Here is a 15,976-nt window from a genome sequence, read left to right on the forward strand (position 1 = left end):
CGAGCGCGACATGATTCCTTTACCGGGTTTCAAAAGATCGTCGACCATCCGCTACCAGCTGGCCTGCCTGGTGTTGGCCGCCGTGTTGCCGGTATGGCTGGTTTCCGGCCTCCTGGTCTACCACGCCTACACCGTGAAGCGCGACGAGGTGAGCCGCACCATGCAGGAGTCGGCGCGGGCGCTCGCCATGGTGGTAGACCGCGATCTCTCCTCGGTGCAGTCCGCCCTGGTGGCCCTGTCCACCTCTCCCAGCTTCGATACCGGCGATTTTCATGCGGTCCATCTCCAGGTCAAAGAATTGCTCAAGGCCTTCCCCGGGGCCGACATCATCGTGGCCGACGCCACCGGCCAGCAGCTGGTGAATTCCGCCCGCCCCTATGGAACCAAGCTTCCCAAGCGCAACAACCCGGATACCGTGCGCCGCATCTTCCAGGACGGCAAGCCCATCATCAGCGATCTCTTCATGGGGGCCGTCACCAAAAGAGCCCTGGTTAGTATCGACGTCCCGGTGCTCGACCAGGGGAAGGTGGCCTACGATCTGGCCATGACCTTCCCCTCGGACCGCCTGGATGCCGTGCTGCGCCAGCATGAGCTCCCCGCGAACTGGTACTCCGTCATCCTGGACAGCAAGAACGTGGTGGTGGCCCGCTCGCGCAACCCGGAGCGCTTCGTCGGCAAACGCGCCAACGTCCTGCACCAGAAGCTGGCGCACCTCAAGGAGGGGAGCGCAGAGTACGTCAACGTCGAGGGGCACAAGGCGATGGTGAGTTTCTGCCGTTCCACCTTCTCGCGCTGGAACGTGGTGGTGGGGGTGCCGAAGTCGGTGGTGATGGATGCCATCTACCAGTGGACCGGCTGGGCCGTGGCAGGCTCCACCCTGATCTCGCTCTTCGGCATCACCCTCGCCCTCGGGTTTGCCCGCCGCATCACCCAGGGGATCCAGGCCCTGGTGGATCCGGCACTCGCCATCGGCCGCGGCGAACAGGTGACCCATTTCGACACCTTCGGCGTCCGGGAGAGCGAGGCGGTGGCACAGGCCCTGGTGCAGGCCTCGGACCTCTTGCAGATACGCCAGGCCGAACTGAACCACTCGCTCGACGAACTGGAGCGTTCCAACCGCGAGCTGGAGCAGTTCGCCTACGTGGCCTCCCACGACCTGCAGGAGCCGCTCAGGATGGTCTCGAGCTACACCCAGCTCCTGGCCCAGCGCTACCAGGGGGAGCTCGACGAGAAGGCGCACAAGTTCATCGACTACGCCGTCGACGGTGCCGTGCGCATGCAGCGGCTCATCAACGACCTGTTGGCCTATTCCCGGGTCAGCACCCGCGGCAAGGAGTTCGAGCTGAGCGACTCTCAGGCGGCGCTGGACGAGGCGTTGCGTAACCTGGATACGGCCATCGAGGAGAGCGGGGCGGAGATCCACTGCGAGTTGCTCCCGCAGGTCCCCGCAGACCCGACCCAACTGGTCCAGCTGTTCCAGAACCTGGTGGGCAACGCCCTCAAGTTCCGCGGTCCGGTTGCCCCGCGCATCGAGGTGGCGGCGCGGGACCTGGGGGACGAATGGCGCTTTGCGGTGCGGGATAACGGCATCGGCGTCGAGGCCCAGTACGCGGAAAAGGTCTTCGTCATCTTCCAGAGGCTGCACTCGCGCCAGGAGTATCCGGGAACCGGAATCGGGCTTGCCATCTGCAAGCGGATCGTGGAACGCCACGGCGGCCGGATCTGGTTCAAATCGGAGCCGGGCAGGGGCTCCACCTTTTATTTCACCCTGCCGAAACGGGAGGCACCATGACGCCCAACCACCTGGTAAAACCGATCACCATACTGCTCGTCGAGGACAATCCCGGGGACGCCGACCTGGCGCGCGAGGCGCTGGACAGCGGCAAGCTCTCCAACAACCTGCACGTCGTGGACGACGGCGAGAAGGCCATGGCCTTTCTGCGCCGCCAGGCGGGTTACCAGGACGCCCCGCGCCCGGATCTCATCCTGCTCGACCTGAACCTGCCACGCAAGGACGGCCGCGAGGTCCTCTCCGAGATCAAGTCCGACCCCGAGCTCAGGAGCATCCCCGTGGTGATCCTGACCACCTCGCAGGCCGAGGAGGACGTCTACCGCTCCTATAACCTGCACGCCAACTGTTACATCACCAAACCGATCGACCTCAACCAGTTCTTGAACGTGGTGCGCTCGATCGAGAACTTCTGGCTGAGCATCGTGGTGCTGCCGCCCAACGGGGACAGACGATGAAGGAATCGCTGCGGGTGCTTCTGGTCGAGGACAACCCGGGGGACGCGGATCTCTTGCTGTTCCAGTTGCCGGAGCAGGGGGCCACGCAGTGGGAGGTGGTCTGCGTTGGGCGTCTCTTCGAGGCGCTGGACCGGGTGAGCCGCGAGTACTTCGACATCGTGCTCCTCGACCTGGGACTACCCGACAGCAGCGGCATGGAGACCTTCCGTGCCATGCGCTTTCAGGCGGCCAAGCTGCCCATCATCGTCCTTACCGGCAACCAGGACGAAAGGGTCGGCCTCGAGGCGATTCGCGAAGGGGCGCAGGACTACCTGGTCAAGGGGGAGGCGGGGAGCGATGTCCTATTGCGCGCGGTGCGCTACGCCATCGAGCGCGGCCGCACCGAAAACGCGCTGCTCGAGCTCAACAACAGCCTCGAGGAACGTATCGCCGAGCGCACCGTCGAACTCACCACTGCCAACGAGGCACTCAGGGTGGAGATCGCCGAGCGGCAGCGTGCCGAAGACGCCATGCGGCGCATCAAGGAACAGTGGGAGCGCACCTTTGCGAGCGTCCCGGATCTCATTGCCATCCTGGACCACCAGCACCGCGTGCTTCGGGTAAACGATGCCATGGCCGGCCGCCTGGGGCGCACCCCCGAGGAGTGCGTGGGGCTTGCGTGTCACGAGGTGGTGCACGGCTCCCAATGCCCGCCCATGAGCTGTCCGCACTCCCTGAGCCTGGAAGACGGCTTGAGTCACGCGGCCGAGTTACACCTGGAAAGGTTCGGCGGCGACTTCCTGGTCACCACGACGCCGCTTCTCGACGAGGACGGCGAGCATCTCGGCTCGGTGCACATCGCCCACGACATCACCGAGCGCAAGATCTTCGAACAGGGACTCAGGGAGGCCAAGGAGGTGGCCGAGACCGCTGCCCGGACCAAGAGCCAGTTCCTGGCCAACATGAGCCACGAACTGCGCACCCCGATGGCCGGGGTACTCGGCATGCTGGACCTGGCGCTCTCCGGGCAGCTCAACCCCGAACAGCGCAGCTACATCGAAACCGCGCACAGTTCGGCGCGGGCGCTGGTGCGCATCCTCAACGATATCCTCGACCTCACCAAGATCGAGATGGGCAAGCTCACCCTGGAGGAGAAGCCCTTTTCCGTGCTTACCTGCGTGGAGAACACCTTCAACCTGCTGCTCCCCGTGGCCCGCAATAAGGGGCTCACGCTGGAGTTTTCCGTGGGCGACGCGGTGCCCGGGATGCTCGTGGGCGACCAGATCCGGTTGAACCAGGTATTGACCAACCTGGTGGGTAACGCGGTGAAGTTCACCGAACGGGGCCGGGTGGGGCTCAGGGTGACTGCGGGAGCGGAGCGTGGCGACGGCAGGCACGAGATCCACTTCGTGGTCACCGACACCGGTATCGGCATCCCGAGCAACAAGGAGGACCTGCTGTTCCTGGTCTTCAGCCAGGTGGACGAGTCGCATTCGCGCAGGTACGGCGGGACCGGTCTGGGGCTTGCCATCAGCAAGGAAATCGTGGAGCGGATGGGGGGGGCCATCTCCTTTGTGAGCGTGGAAGGGGAGGGGAGCACCTTCACCTGCCGGATTCCCTTCGGCGCGGCGACCGGTTCCGAGGATGCGCTGGCTGCGGCGGCACCGGCGGCCTCCCCGGCACCCGTGGCACCGGCCGCGACTGTCGGCAAGCTGAGGCTGTTGGTGGCCGAGGACGACCAGGTAATCCGCCAGGTCCTGGTGGCCATGCTGGAACGTTCCGGGTACCAGGTCGTCTTTGCAGAGAATGGGGAGAGGGTGGTGGAGTTGTGGGAAGCGGAGCCCTACCAGTTGATCCTGATGGATGTGCAGATGCCCCGCCTGAACGGTTTCGAGGCGACCGCCGCCATTCGCGCACGGGAGCGCGAGCGCGGCGGGCACATCCCGATCGTCGCCATGACCGCCCACGCCCTGAAGGAGGACGAGGCCCGTTGCCTGCAGGCCGGCATGGACGCCTACCTCTCGAAGCCGATCGACTTCAAGGAATGCCTGCAGGTCATCAGCGAGACCTTGAAGGCGTTTCGTCAGGACACTTGATATCTGATTCCTAAAGAAAAAAGCAAAGGGGACCTCGGTTTGAGGCCCCCTTTTTTTTCGCAGTCAGGCCGGAGACCGGAAAAAAATCCTGTTACAACGGCATCCCCAGCCGGCGCATCTTCTCTACCAGGGTGGTGCGGTTGATGCTCAGCATGAGGGCGGCGCGCGCCTTCACTCCCCCGGACAACTGCAGGGCCTCGCTGATCATCTTCTTCTCGATGTCGTTGATGGTCTGCACCATGTCGATCCCCTGGGGGGTGACGCTGGTCGGGGAACCGGCACGCTCGAGGTACGCCTTCACGATGTTGCCGGGGAGGTCGCGCAGCGTGATGGTATCCCCTTCGGTAAGCGCCACCACGCGCTCCATGATGTTCTCGAGTTCGCGCACGTTGCCGTTCCAGGGATACGCTTCGAGTGCCTCGAGCGCCTCCTTCTCCAGGTGCATGATGGGGCGCTGCATGGCGCGGCAGTTTTTCTCCAGGAAGTGGCGGGTGAGCGGCAGGATGTCCTCGATGCGCTCGCGCAAGGGGGGGAGCAACAGCGGAATCACGTTGAGGCGGTAGAAGAGGTCCTCGCGGAAGTTGCCGCGTTTCACCTCCTCCTCGAGGTTCACGTTGGTGGCCGAGATGACCCGGACGTCCAGCTTGATCTGGCGGTTCGAGCCGACCCGCTCGATCTCCTGCTCCTGCAACACGCGCAACAGCTTGGTCTGCAGGTGCATGGGGAGGGTGCCGATCTCGTCGAGGAAGATGGTTCCCAGGTGGGCGGCCTCGAATTTCCCCACCTTCTCCTTGATGGCCCCGGTGAAGGCACCCTTCACGTGCCCGAACAGTTCGCTCTCCAGGAGGTTTTCCGGGATCGCGGAGCAGTTCACGGCGATGAAGGGGCGGTCCTTGCGGTTGCCGTTGAAGTGGATCGCCTTCGCCACCAGTTCCTTGCCGGTGCCGGATTCCCCCAGGATGAGCACCGTGGAGTCGGTCTTGATGATCCGCTTCATCCGGGAGAAGAGCGCCTGCATGGCCTGCGAGTTCCCGATGATGTTGGAGAACTCGTACTTGTCCTGCAACTGCTTCTTGAGGTAGACGTTCTCGCTTAAGAGCTGCCCCTTCTCGACGGCCTTGTCGATGATGATGCGCAACTCGTCGAAGTTGAGGGGCTTGGTGATGTAGTCGTAGGCCCCTTCCTTCATCGCCTTGACGGCGGTTTCGGCGGAGGCGTGACCGGTGATCAGGATGACCTCGGTACGCGGCGAGTCGACCTTCACCTGGGTGAGAATCTCGATGCCGCTCATGTCGGGGAGGAAGAGGTCGCAGATGACGATGTCGAAACGCTCGCCGGTTAAAAGCTGCAGTCCTTCCTTGCCGCTCGAGCTCTCGGTCATGGCAAAACCGCTCCCCTTCAAAAGGGCCATCAGGGCGTCGCGGCTGCCCGGGTCGTCTTCTATGAGGAGGATTTTGGTGGCTGGTTTCATATCAGGCGGTCCTATTGTTAGATTTTGTTGATAACATGGATGCGCTGTTTTGGCAAGGTATCAAATTGACGGCGGCAGCTTTGCGTGTATACTTGTCCGGGCTCTGAATCTGGCGCAGCCCCTGAGGAGGCCTCATGCTGGACGTCTTCGGACTGTTTCCCTTTCTTGTCCTGGCCGGTCTGCTGGTCCTGCTGCTCGCCAACGCAGTTCGGGTGCTGCCGGAATACGAGCGCGGCGTGTTGTTCCGACTGGGTCGCGTCAAATCGGTGCGCGGTCCGGGGCTCATCTTCATCATCCCCGGTGTCGACCGACTGGTCCGGGTCTCGCTGCGTATCGTCGCCATGGACGTCCCGTCGCAGGACGTGATCACCCACGACAACGTGACGGTCAAGGTCTCCGCGGTGATCTACTTCAGGGTGGTGGATGCCGTGCGGGCGGTGGTCGAGGTGGAGAACTTCCTCTACGCGACGAGCCAGCTCTCCCAGACCACCTTGAGGAGCGTCCTGGGGCAGGTCGACCTGGACGAACTTCTGGCCAACCGGGAGAAGATCAACCGGGAACTGCAGGAGATCCTCGATCGGCAGACCGAGCCCTGGGGTGTGAAGGTCACCCTGGTCGAGGTGAAAAATATCGACCTGCCGCAGGAGATGCAGCGCGCAATCGCACGCCAGGCCGAGGCCGAGCGCGAGCGCCGGGCCAAGGTGATCCACGCCGAAGGCGAACTGCAGGCCTCGGAAAAACTGGCCCAGGCTGCGCAGATCATGGGGGCGGAGCCGATGTCGCTGCAGCTGCGCTACCTGCAGACCCTGACCGAGATTGCCGCCGAGAAGAATTCCACGACCATCTTCCCGGTGCCGATCGACATGATCAAGATGTTCCTGGAAGGGGAGCTGCCGAGAAAGAAAGCGCCGGAGAAATAGCCGTCAGACGCGGGGCAGGTCTTAGGCGATCGCGGGATACCCGTAAGTGCCGGCAGTCTCGGAAGAGATACTTAGAAAACAGAACGCAGAAACGGATGGTAGATCCGTGCATGTCGTCATGCAATCACAAGGGGGAATATCACGATGCTCACCAAGAAGCTCAAGGACGCACTGAACAAGCAGCTGAACAATGAAATCTATTCCGCCTACCTGTACCTTTCCATGTCCTCCTATGCAGGCACGCTCGGCCTCAAGGGTGCTGCCAACTGGTTCATGGTGCAGTATCAGGAGGAGACGGTTCATGCCATGAAGTTCTTCAACTTCATAAACAGCCGCGGCGAACATGTGGAACTGGGCGCCATTGCCGCGCCTCCGGTCGAGTTCAAGAACCTTCTGGAGATGATGGAGAAGACCCTGACCCATGAGCAGTTCATCACCTCATCCATCAACGACCTCACCGATCTCGCGCTGACCGAGAAGGACCACGCCACCTACATCTTCCTGCAGTGGTTCGTTACCGAACAGGTGGAGGAAGAGGAGAACGACCGCGACCTCATCGGGAAGCTGAAGCTGATCGGGGACAACGGGCAGGGGCTGCTCATGCTGGATGCCGAAATGGCGACGCGGGTCTTCGTGCCGCCGCCGACCGCAGCCTAAGGGGAAGCGCCGAGAAATTAGATACGAAAAGGGCCCGGTGGTAACCGGGCCCTTTTCTTTTCCTGATGAGCTTTGATCTTCCGCCAGTAGGTCCCTCCCCCTTCAAGGGAGGGGATGTTTTGCGAGCAAAGATTGGCGTTAATTATCGTTCTTATTAATCTGCGCTTGAGTTGCCGTGCCCCGGCGCCGATGAGGTCCGGCAGGGGAGGGCGTGCGGCTACAGTTTCTCGATCTTGCCGGTTTCCCTGAGCTTGCTTACCAGGTCGACCACGCTCTTCTGCGTCTTTTCGCGTTTGAGGAACTCGGTGATCTTCTCCTTCACCGATTCGAAGCTCTCCTTGCCGCCTTCCTGCTTTTCGGTGAGCTTGATGATGTGGTAGCCGAACTGGGTCTCCACCACGTCGCTGATCTGTCCCGGTTTCAGGGCGAAGGCTGCCTCTTCGAAAGGGGCCACCATCTGGCCGTGCCCGAAGGTCCCGAGGTCTCCGCCCTGGCTGGCGCTCGGGCAGCTCGATTCGGCCTTGGCGACGGTGGCAAAATCCTCGCCATCCTTCACGCGCTTCAGCAGGGCCTGCGCCTTCTCCTTGGCCTTCTTGCGGTCCTCGGCGGAAGCCTTGTCGTCGACACCGATCAGGATGTGGCTGGCCCGCGCGGACTCCGGCTTGCTGAAGTACTTCTCGAGGTTCTCGTCGTAGAACTTCTTGGCATCGGCGTCGCTGACCACCACCTTGGCGGCGTACTGGCTCTCGATGAAGCTGCTGATGACGATGTCCTTACGGGTAAAATCCTTCATGTCGTTTACCGACATGTCCACCGTGGAGAGGGCCTTCTGGAAGTCGGCATCGCTGGAAAACTTGGCGCGGTTCACGGCGATCTTGTCGTCGACCAGCTTGTCGAGATCCTTCACGGCGTGCTTGGAGGCTTCCTGGAGCAGGAGTTCCGCGGCGATCAGCTGGTCCAGGGCAACATCCTGGCCCTGTTTCAACTGCTCGGGAGTGAGCTGTGCCGCATCTACCTGGTTCTGGGCCAGCATGACCTTCATGGCGCGGTCCAGCTCGAGCCGGGTGATGGTGGTGCCGTTAACGCGGGCCACGGGATCGCTGGGTGATTTGGTCTCTGCCTTGGCGGCAGGAGCGGCTACGGTTTTGGCCGGTTCGGCGGCCGGAGCGGGGGCATCCTGGGCAAACGCGGCTGCGGCGGACAGGGCAAGACACAGTGCGGCATAAAGAGGTACAACCGTCTTTCTCAAGGACATGCACGTCTCCTTCAAGGAAAATTTTGGGGGATGATAGCACCGTTTGAGGGGCAATCAAAGCACAAATGGCTGAGAACCGGTGGAATGACGGACAAAAATCAACAGGGGGGTTTTAATGCGGGAAAGAATATGGTAAAGAATACAGCAAACTTTTTGAGCTGACACTCTTCATTATAACAAGGAGCCCCACATGTCGAAGAAATGCGGAAACGAACAGGCGGCAATTTTGGCGTTCATCGCAGGTGCCGCAGTAGCTGCGGGTGCTGCACTGCTCTTCACTCCGAAGACCGGGCGCGAGGTCCGCGAAAAGCTGGGCGAGGCCAAAGAGGACGCACTGGAGAAGCTCAAGGAGTGCAGCTCCAAGCTACGCGGCAAGAAGAACGGCGGCGACTCCATGGGGTACGACGGTGGTGACTGCTGGATCTAGCAGCCTTCCGCTCCCAGCTCTTGTTGCACCCCCTCCAGATACACCCTGATCGCCTGGGCAGTCTCCATGGCGAGAACCCGATCAGCGATCCGTTGCGCCCGTGACAGCGGGATGCGGCGGATCGCTTCTTTTACCTGCGGCAGGCAGGGCGCCGAAAGGCTGAAGCTGCGCACCCCCATTCCCATGAGCAAAATAGCGTTGATCGGCTCGGCGGCCATCTCCCCGCACAGTGTCGCGGGTATCCCCGCGTGCGCCGCGGCGTCGGCCACCCGCTTGATCGCCTTGAGGACCGCCGGGTGGTAGGGATCGTACCACTTCCTGATCTTCTGGTTGTTCCGGTCGCAGGCCAGGGTGTACTGGATCAGGTCGTTGGTGCCGATGCTGAAGTAGTCCACCTCCTTGGCCAGCAGGTCCGCCACCAGGACGGCCGCAGGGAGTTCCACCATGATCCCCACCTTGACCTCCTGGTCAAACGGCTTGCCGTCGCGCCTGAGCTCCTCTTTCACCTCCTCGAGGATCCCCTTGATGGTGCGCACCTCGTCAACTCCCGAGATGAGCGGGAACATCAGGTTGCAACTGCCGTACGGCGAGGCAAGGAGGATCCCCGCCAACTGCTCGCGGAAGATGTCCTGGCGCTCCAGGGATACCCGGATCGAGCGCCATCCTAAAAACGGGTTGTCCTCTTTGGGGTGCGGAAAGTAGGAAAGTCCCTTGTCGCCCCCTATGTCCAGGGTCCGGATGGTGACCGGCATGCCGGGGAACCCTTCCAGGACCTTCTGGTACACCGTTGCCTGCACCTGGCGGTCCGGGAAGTTTCGCCGGGTCATGAAGGGGAACTCGGTGCGGTACAGGCCCACACCCTCGGCGCCGTGCAGGTGCGCGACCTGGACATCGCTTAACAGGCCGATGTTGGCCAAAAGCTTCACCCGGCAGCCGTCCGGAGTCTCGGCGGGGAGCTCGCGGATCCCCTCCAGGGCGCGCTGCTTCTGGTCGAACTCGCCCTGCAGGCGCTGGTACTCGAGCTTCACGCTCTCGTCGGGGTTCAGGTAGACGCACCCCGAGGTGCCGTCCACGATGACGAAGCTGCGCACCCCCACCTGTTTGAGGAGCCCCTCGACGCCGAAGACGGCCGGTATGCCCAAGGCCCGCGCCATGATGGCGGCATGGGCGTTCAGGTTCCCCTTTTCGGTGGCGATGCCGAGCACCTTGCCGGGATCCATGGTGGCGAGGTCGGAAGGGAGCAGTTCCCGGGCGATGATGATGCGGTTCCCCGGCATCTTGTCCGGGCTGCGTTGGTGGCCGTTCAGGGCGTCCACCAGGCGGCGGCCGATGTCCTCCATGTCCGCGGAGCGTTCGCGCAGGTAGGGGTCGGCCATCTGCGAGAATGCCGTCACGTACTGGCCGACCACCTCGGTGACCGCGCGCTGCGCCCCGAGCCCCTCGTCGATCAACGAGCCGATCTTGCCGATGAAGCCGCGGTCCTCGAGGATCATCAGGTGGCTGTGGAAGATGGCGGCATCGGCCTCGGAGAGCATCTCGCCCACCCGTTTCTCCAGGTAGATGGTCTGGATGCGTGCCTTCTCCAGCGCGATCTTGAGGCGCTTGTGCTCCTCGGCGCGGGGACGGGCCCGCTCCACCACCGGCTCCGCGCTGGTGCCCCGGTTCAGTATGGTGACCTTGCCGGCTGCAAAACCGGCGGCGATGCCGATGCCGCTCAGCATGGCCTGCTTGGTGCTGGTCTGCTTGACCGGGGCCGCGTCCTTGAGCACCCCGGACTGTTTGAGACGCTCTACCTCGGCCGCGTAGAAGGCGCGCTCCTCTTCCTTCTTGCGCACCGAATCGAGGAGCTTCGCGTTCGACACGATGGAGGAGATCTGCCAGGCGATGGTGGAGAGGGCGCTTACCTCGGTGGGGGTGAAGGTGCGTGCCTCGCGGTTTTGGACGACGATGACGCCGATCGGGTTGTTGCGTTCGAAGAAGGGGACACCCAGGAAGGAGAGGACCTTCTCCTCCTTGGTCTGGCGGAAGTACTTGTAGCGGGGATGCAGCGGTGCGTTGTCGGTAGCAACCACCCCCCGGGTCTCGACGGCCAGGCCGGTGAGGCCTTCGGAGATCTTCATGGTGATGCCGACCGACAGGCGCGACAGGCCGCGCGTGGCATGCAGTCTCAGTGTTTCGCCGTCTGCTTCCAGAAGGTAGATGGAACAGACGTCGGTGGCCATTCTCTTTGCCACCAGGTTCACTATATTGGCGAGGGTTTCCTGAAGGTCGTGCGACTGCAGGATGAGCGCGCTGATATCTTCCAGCGTCCTCAGTCCCAGTTGCGCACCGGTTTCCTCCGGCATGGGTGCACCCCTTGTAGTATGATTCTGGCAGTATAGATGACGTAGCCGGAATGTGAAGTATTTTAATCATATTTTAACCGCTAACTGTTGGCAAACAGCGCACTTCTCTGTTATAGTGTGCGCCAATGATAATGAGGCAAGGCGGAGGTGGGCATGAAAACAAGTTTTGACGAGACCATGGCAACGGGTATTGCACAGCTCGAGTCGGGAGCCTATGCCAAGGCTGCCGAAATGTTCAGGCAGTGCATGGCGCTCGAGCCCGAAAACGCCGAAGGGTACTTCTACTTGGGCGAGGCGCTTTCCGAACTGGGGAAGACCGACGATGCCATCGCCGCACTGAAAAAGGGGCTGGAACTGGCTCCCAACGACCTCGACGGCTTCACCGCGCTGGGTGACGTCTACTTCGAGTCGGGCAAGCACAAGGACGCGCTCGCCTGCTACCGCAAGGTGACCGAGCTCAAACCCGAGGAGTGCGACGGCTATGTCAGCATGGGACTCGTCTACAACGCCATGGAACGTGCCGAGGAGGCGCTCAAGTCCTTCGAACAGGCCCTGAAGATCGATCCGAAGAACGTCTTCGCCCTGAACGCCATGGGGGATCTCTACTACGGGCTGGGGGACAACGAGAAGGCGATCGCCGCCTATCAGAAGGGGATCGAGATCGACCCGACCGACGCCACCGCGCGGTTCAACCTCGGCGAACTCTACTACGACATGGAGGATCTGGAGTCCGCCGAGCGTGAGACCCTCGAGGCGATCCGGCTCGACCCGGAGTTCACCATGAGCTACCTCACCCTGGGGAACATCTGTATCGACCAGGAGCGCATGGCAGATGCCATCGGCTACTTCGAGCAGTACCTGAAAAAAGAACGCTCTCCGCAGGCCCAGGAGATGATCGCCGAAGTGAAGGCGGTGATCGAAGGGCTCAAGGAAGAGATGAAAAACCAGTAAGCCTGGCTTCACCAAAACGCGGATGACGCGGGGCCTACTGGATTCCCGCGGATCCGAAGTCAGAAATAAGCAGCCTCAAAAGGAAAGACCAGAAAACAAAAGGGATGACGCCGACCGTCAACAGCTCGTGCTGCCGGTTCAGCGTCATCCCTTTTTTGTCGCGGTCGTTATCTGCAGCTTACGGCTAATCCGCGTTACCCAACAACCCGCCTCCGCGTTCTCCTGCCGTAGCCGGTGGTTTACCCCTTCTGCAGTTTCGAGGTGATGGCGTCGATGACATGGTGGGCGTCGTTGATCGCCGTGTAGATCAGGTTGGGGTGCCTTTCTTCCTGGATGGCCCCCTTGCTGATGCGCATGTACGAAGGGGAGATGGCCCCGCCGATCACGTAGACACCCTTTCTGGTCGACTCGAAGTCGGCGGTGAGCAGCAGCAACCGGTCGCCTTCCTTGGCCACCTGGCAGACACCCTCGGCGCAGGCGATGGTCTGCACACCGATGCTGTCGAAGATGGAGACCGGCCCCTGGCTGCCGATGCAGGCGATCACGTTCTTCATCGGGAAGCTCATCGCGTTGTAGCGCTCGATCCCGCCGGGGAGTTTGTCCTCGCTCACCCGGATCACCAGGCGATCCACCCCCTCGTCGTCCACCTCGCCGATCCTCGGGGTCGCCCCCGGCATGAGCCGGATGTTGCCGCCCAGGAGGATCTCCTCGCCCAGCCGCTGGGCGGTTTCCTTGTTCACGTCGAAGGTCTCGGCCACGTGAGCCCAGTAGATCGGTTCCTTGTCGCCGGCGTTACGCTTCTCCTTGAGAATCGAGATGATCACGTCCGCCGCCGAGTTGCCGCCGCCGATCACCAGGGTGCGCACTCCCAGGTACTTCTTGGGATCGTCCAGCGTCTTGGCCACCATCTTGGCGTCGCCGTAGACCGAGAGCTCGCGGGGGATGTTGCTGCCGAAGGCGAGCAGGACCTTGCGCGCCTGGTAGACCCCGCGCGAGGTGCTTACCTTGAGGAAATCGCGGCTCTCCTCGATCCCCTCGAACTGGGTTTCGGTCTGCACGTTGAGCCCCTCGTGCTGGACGAAGTGCTGCACGTACTGGATGTATTTCTCAACCGCCACCGGCTTGTCGGGTGGCCGCAGCTCTTCGACCAGGAACGGTTCGGGGTTGTCCTTGGGTTTGGAGGGGTAGACGTTCTTCCCTTCGGGATAGGTGTTGGCTATGCCCTGGAAGATCGCCTTGCCCGATTCGATCAATATGTGCGAAAGGCCCCGCTTGTGACAGAGGTACGCCGCGGCTACACCACCGGGGCCGCCACCTACAATCAGTACGTCGTATATCATCATGGAAAACCTCGGGGACTATGAGAGATACCAACGACTTAACTATACACGGATAGCCGGGGGATTCAAATCATTAAAAGCCCGGGCCGGCTGCCTGCGAGCCGGCACTCCCGGTCCTGCCTGGCAGTACCGCGAAAAACCGCCTGGTTCAATCGGTAGTGAGGAAAAACCCCGACTTGGCAAAAAGTGGACATACGGTACTATTGGTGGGCAGGAAATTTCACCCCCAACAATGAGAAAGGAGGATCCGCCATGTCGGAGAGAGAGGAAAGCAGCAGTGCAATGGTCGGTGCGCTCATGCTCGTGGTAGGCGGCCTGATCGGAGCAGGGGTAGCGCTTCTGTATGCCCCGCAAAGCGGCGACAAGACCCGCAAGGACGTGGCCCGCATGGCCAAGAAGGCGCGTCGTAAAACCCAGAATGCCATGGACGCCGTTGAGGACTTCACCGAGCAGGTGACGGACATGGCCGAAGCGGTTGGCGAGCGCGCCTCGGAGATACTGGATAAGGGCAAAGACATGGCCTACAGCGCCAAGAAAGGGCTCCTGAAGGCGATCCAGGACGGCGAGCACCGCCTCGAGCGGGAGCGCTCCCGGCTCTCCAAGATGATAGGGTAGGTGTCAGGGCGCGCTCAGGGTGATGTCACCGTACCAGGCGGTGGCTTCATCGTGGGTGTCGTCGGTGTCGGTCATGATGGCAACCCCCCCCAAGAGGGGGGGCTCTTCCCCAAAGATCCTCCGGTAGTCCTCGTAGATGTTCCGCTCCTCGTGAACCCAGCTTCCCGCCTTTTCATCCCCGCTTTCCACCGCGATAATCCGCGAGTTCGCCGTGTACGGGCTGGGCGCCTCGCCCCCCTTGGGGAGTTTGTGCGCCCAGACGTAGTTGATGGCCCGCATGCGCCAGAAGAAGGTGCGCGGGAACACCACGTAGATGCGCGCGGCGAAGTCGTCCCCCTTCTTGGTGGCGATGTCTTCGCGCTGCAGGGTGTGATCGATCTTCCAGCTCCAGGAGAGTTTCTGCAGCTGTTTGGTGTCTGCGCTGAACTTCTTGATGAGACCGGAGCCGGCGTTCACGCTGTGGGCCTTGAGGTACCCGTTGTCCAGGGTGTAGCTGGTCTTCCCCTTGAAAGGCTGGTCGGTCCATCCGGAGAGTTCCCCCTGGCTGAAGCGCCCGACGGCGATCTCGGAGACGGGGCTGGCGCTGGCGGCGAGGATGGCGACTGCCAGGATCAGGTTGTTGAGCATGGTGCCTCCGCGGCGGACGGTGTTTAAAAAAAAGCCCCGCCGGTTAAAGCGGGGCTTTTAGGACGTGCGGAGAGGGTGTTAGATCCCTTTGCCGGTCAGTTTGACCAGGGCCTCCATGTACTTCTCGCCGGTCTTCTGAACGATCTCGGCCGGCAGCGGCGGGGCCGGGGCGGTCTTGTCCCAGTCCAGGGTCTCCAGGTAGTCGCGCAGGAACTGCTTGTCGAAGGAGGGCTGGGGGCCGCCCGGCTGGTAGCTGTCCTTGGGCCAGAAGCGGCTGGAATCCGGGGTCATGCACTCGTCGATGATGATGAGCTCGCCCTCGTAGATGCCGTACTCGAACTTGGTGTCCGCGATGATGATCCCCTTGGTGTCGGCGATGTCGCGCGCCTTCTGGTAGATCGCGAGGGTTACCGCGCGCACCTTTTCGGTGATCTCTTTGCCGCAGATCTCGCACATCTGCTCGAAGGAGATGTTTTCGTCGTGGGTGCCGAGTTCGGCCTTGGTCGAGGGGGTGAAGATCGGCTCGGGGAGACGGTCGGACTCCTTGAGGCCTGCCGGAAGGGTGATGCCGCAGATGGCGCCGGTCTTCTGGTAGTCCTTCCAGCCCGAACCGGAGATGTAGCCGCGCACGATGCACTCGGCGGCCAGCGGCTGAGCCTTCTTGACCAGCATGGAGCGGCCGGCCAGGACGTCCGCGTAGGGCTGGCACTCGGCCGGGAAGTCCTTCACGTCAGTCGAGATGATGTGGTTCTTGATGATCCCTTCCATCTGGCGGAACCAGAAGGCCGAGATCTGGGTGAGCACGAACCCCTTGTTGGGAATCCCCTCGTTCATGATGACGTCGAAGGCGGAAATTCGGTCCGTGGTGACGATGAGCAGTTGCTCGCCCAGGTCGTAGATGTCGCGCACCTTGCCGCGGGCGGCGAGTTTCAGTCCAGGAAAATCGGTGGTGAGTACCGGTGTCGTCATGCTGTGTCTCCTTTTGCGTCCATCGTGGCTGGGCCTAAAAGTGAAAGGTGAAGGATGCCTGGGCACCCTTCACCTTG

At 62.0% G+C, this 15,976-nt stretch carries 14 protein-coding genes; 8 read left to right on the forward strand and 6 right to left on the reverse strand.

The window, feature by feature from the left end:
* Positions 1 to 10 precede the first annotated feature (10 nt).
* From H7688_RS22990 to H7688_RS13485, 3 genes are read left to right on the forward strand one after another with little or no spacing between them, the layout of a single operon-like run.
* Entirely contained in the window at positions 11 to 1,792 is a 1,782-nt protein-coding gene (locus tag H7688_RS22990; RefSeq protein WP_183361676.1) for a sensor histidine kinase, read from the forward strand.
* Positions 1,789 to 2,247 (forward strand): response regulator, encoded by a 459-nt coding sequence (locus H7688_RS13480; protein ID WP_183361677.1) that lies wholly within the window; start codon positions 1,789 to 1,791, stop codon positions 2,245 to 2,247. Before H7688_RS22990 ends, H7688_RS13480 begins: the two co-directional genes overlap by 4 nt.
* Positions 2,244 to 4,322: a response regulator gene (locus H7688_RS13485; protein ID WP_183361678.1), complete on the forward strand. Its 2,079-nt coding sequence runs from the start codon at positions 2,244 to 2,246 to the stop codon at positions 4,320 to 4,322. Before H7688_RS13480 ends, H7688_RS13485 begins: the two co-directional genes overlap by 4 nt.
* Before the next feature lie 91 nt (positions 4,323 to 4,413).
* Here H7688_RS13485 and H7688_RS13490 read toward each other — a convergent pair whose 3' ends face one another.
* Positions 4,414 to 5,793 carry a sigma-54-dependent transcriptional regulator gene (locus H7688_RS13490; RefSeq protein WP_183361679.1) on the reverse strand — a complete coding sequence of 460 codons (1,380 nt, stop codon included), beginning with the start codon at positions 5,791 to 5,793 and terminating at the stop codon, positions 4,414 to 4,416.
* A gap of 134 nt (positions 5,794 to 5,927) precedes the next feature.
* Here H7688_RS13490 and H7688_RS13495 point away from each other — a divergent pair, with 134 nt between their 5' ends.
* Together H7688_RS13495 and H7688_RS13500 are read left to right on the forward strand one after the other, a co-directional pair.
* A complete protein-coding gene (locus H7688_RS13495) occupies positions 5,928 to 6,713 on the forward strand; it encodes a slipin family protein (RefSeq protein WP_183361680.1) in 786 nt (261 codons plus the stop codon).
* A gap of 144 nt (positions 6,714 to 6,857) precedes the next feature.
* A complete protein-coding gene (locus H7688_RS13500; RefSeq protein ID WP_183361681.1) occupies positions 6,858 to 7,370 on the forward strand; it encodes a ferritin in 513 nt (170 codons plus the stop codon).
* Positions 7,371 to 7,587: 217 nt separating this feature from the next.
* On the opposite strand, the gene H7688_RS13505 is transcribed toward H7688_RS13500, so the two are convergent.
* Positions 7,588 to 8,625, reverse strand: coding sequence for a peptidylprolyl isomerase (locus tag H7688_RS13505; protein ID WP_183361682.1), 1,038 nt, complete (start codon positions 8,623 to 8,625; stop codon positions 7,588 to 7,590).
* 190 nt (positions 8,626 to 8,815) lie between these two features.
* Here H7688_RS13505 and H7688_RS13510 point away from each other — a divergent pair, with 190 nt between their 5' ends.
* A complete protein-coding gene (locus H7688_RS13510; RefSeq protein ID WP_183361683.1) occupies positions 8,816 to 9,052 on the forward strand; it encodes a YtxH domain-containing protein in 237 nt (78 codons plus the stop codon).
* Here the strand turns inward: H7688_RS13510 and ptsP are convergent.
* Positions 9,049 to 11,397, reverse strand: coding sequence for a phosphoenolpyruvate--protein phosphotransferase (gene ptsP, locus H7688_RS13515; RefSeq protein WP_183361684.1), 2,349 nt, complete (start codon positions 11,395 to 11,397; stop codon positions 9,049 to 9,051). The genes H7688_RS13510 and ptsP overlap by 4 nt on opposite strands.
* A gap of 153 nt (positions 11,398 to 11,550) precedes the next feature.
* On the opposite strand from ptsP, the gene H7688_RS13520 reads away from it, so the two are divergent.
* A complete protein-coding gene (locus tag H7688_RS13520; protein WP_183361685.1) occupies positions 11,551 to 12,348 on the forward strand; it encodes a tetratricopeptide repeat protein in 798 nt (265 codons plus the stop codon).
* Between the two features lie 239 nt (positions 12,349 to 12,587).
* On the opposite strand, the gene H7688_RS13525 is transcribed toward H7688_RS13520, so the two are convergent.
* Entirely contained in the window at positions 12,588 to 13,691 is a 1,104-nt protein-coding gene (locus tag H7688_RS13525; protein ID WP_183361686.1) for an NAD(P)-binding domain-containing protein, read from the reverse strand.
* Positions 13,692 to 13,940: 249 nt separating this feature from the next.
* On the opposite strand from H7688_RS13525, the gene H7688_RS13530 reads away from it, so the two are divergent.
* Positions 13,941 to 14,303: a YtxH domain-containing protein gene (locus H7688_RS13530; protein ID WP_183361687.1), complete on the forward strand. Its 363-nt coding sequence runs from the start codon at positions 13,941 to 13,943 to the stop codon at positions 14,301 to 14,303.
* Positions 14,304 to 14,306: 3 nt separating this feature from the next.
* Here H7688_RS13530 and H7688_RS13535 read toward each other — a convergent pair whose 3' ends face one another.
* Positions 14,307 to 14,930: a DUF3047 domain-containing protein gene (locus H7688_RS13535; RefSeq protein ID WP_183361688.1), complete on the reverse strand. Its 624-nt coding sequence runs from the start codon at positions 14,928 to 14,930 to the stop codon at positions 14,307 to 14,309.
* Between the two features lie 78 nt (positions 14,931 to 15,008).
* Positions 15,009 to 15,899, reverse strand: a complete 891-nt coding sequence (locus tag H7688_RS13540) for a phosphoribosylaminoimidazolesuccinocarboxamide synthase (RefSeq protein ID WP_183361689.1) — start codon at positions 15,897 to 15,899, stop codon at positions 15,009 to 15,011.
* Between the last annotated feature and the right edge of the window lie 77 nt (positions 15,900 to 15,976).

Source organism: Geomonas limicola, from assembly GCF_014193675.1.
In the GTDB taxonomy this organism is placed as follows: domain Bacteria; phylum Desulfobacterota; class Desulfuromonadia; order Geobacterales; family Geobacteraceae; genus Geomonas; species Geomonas limicola.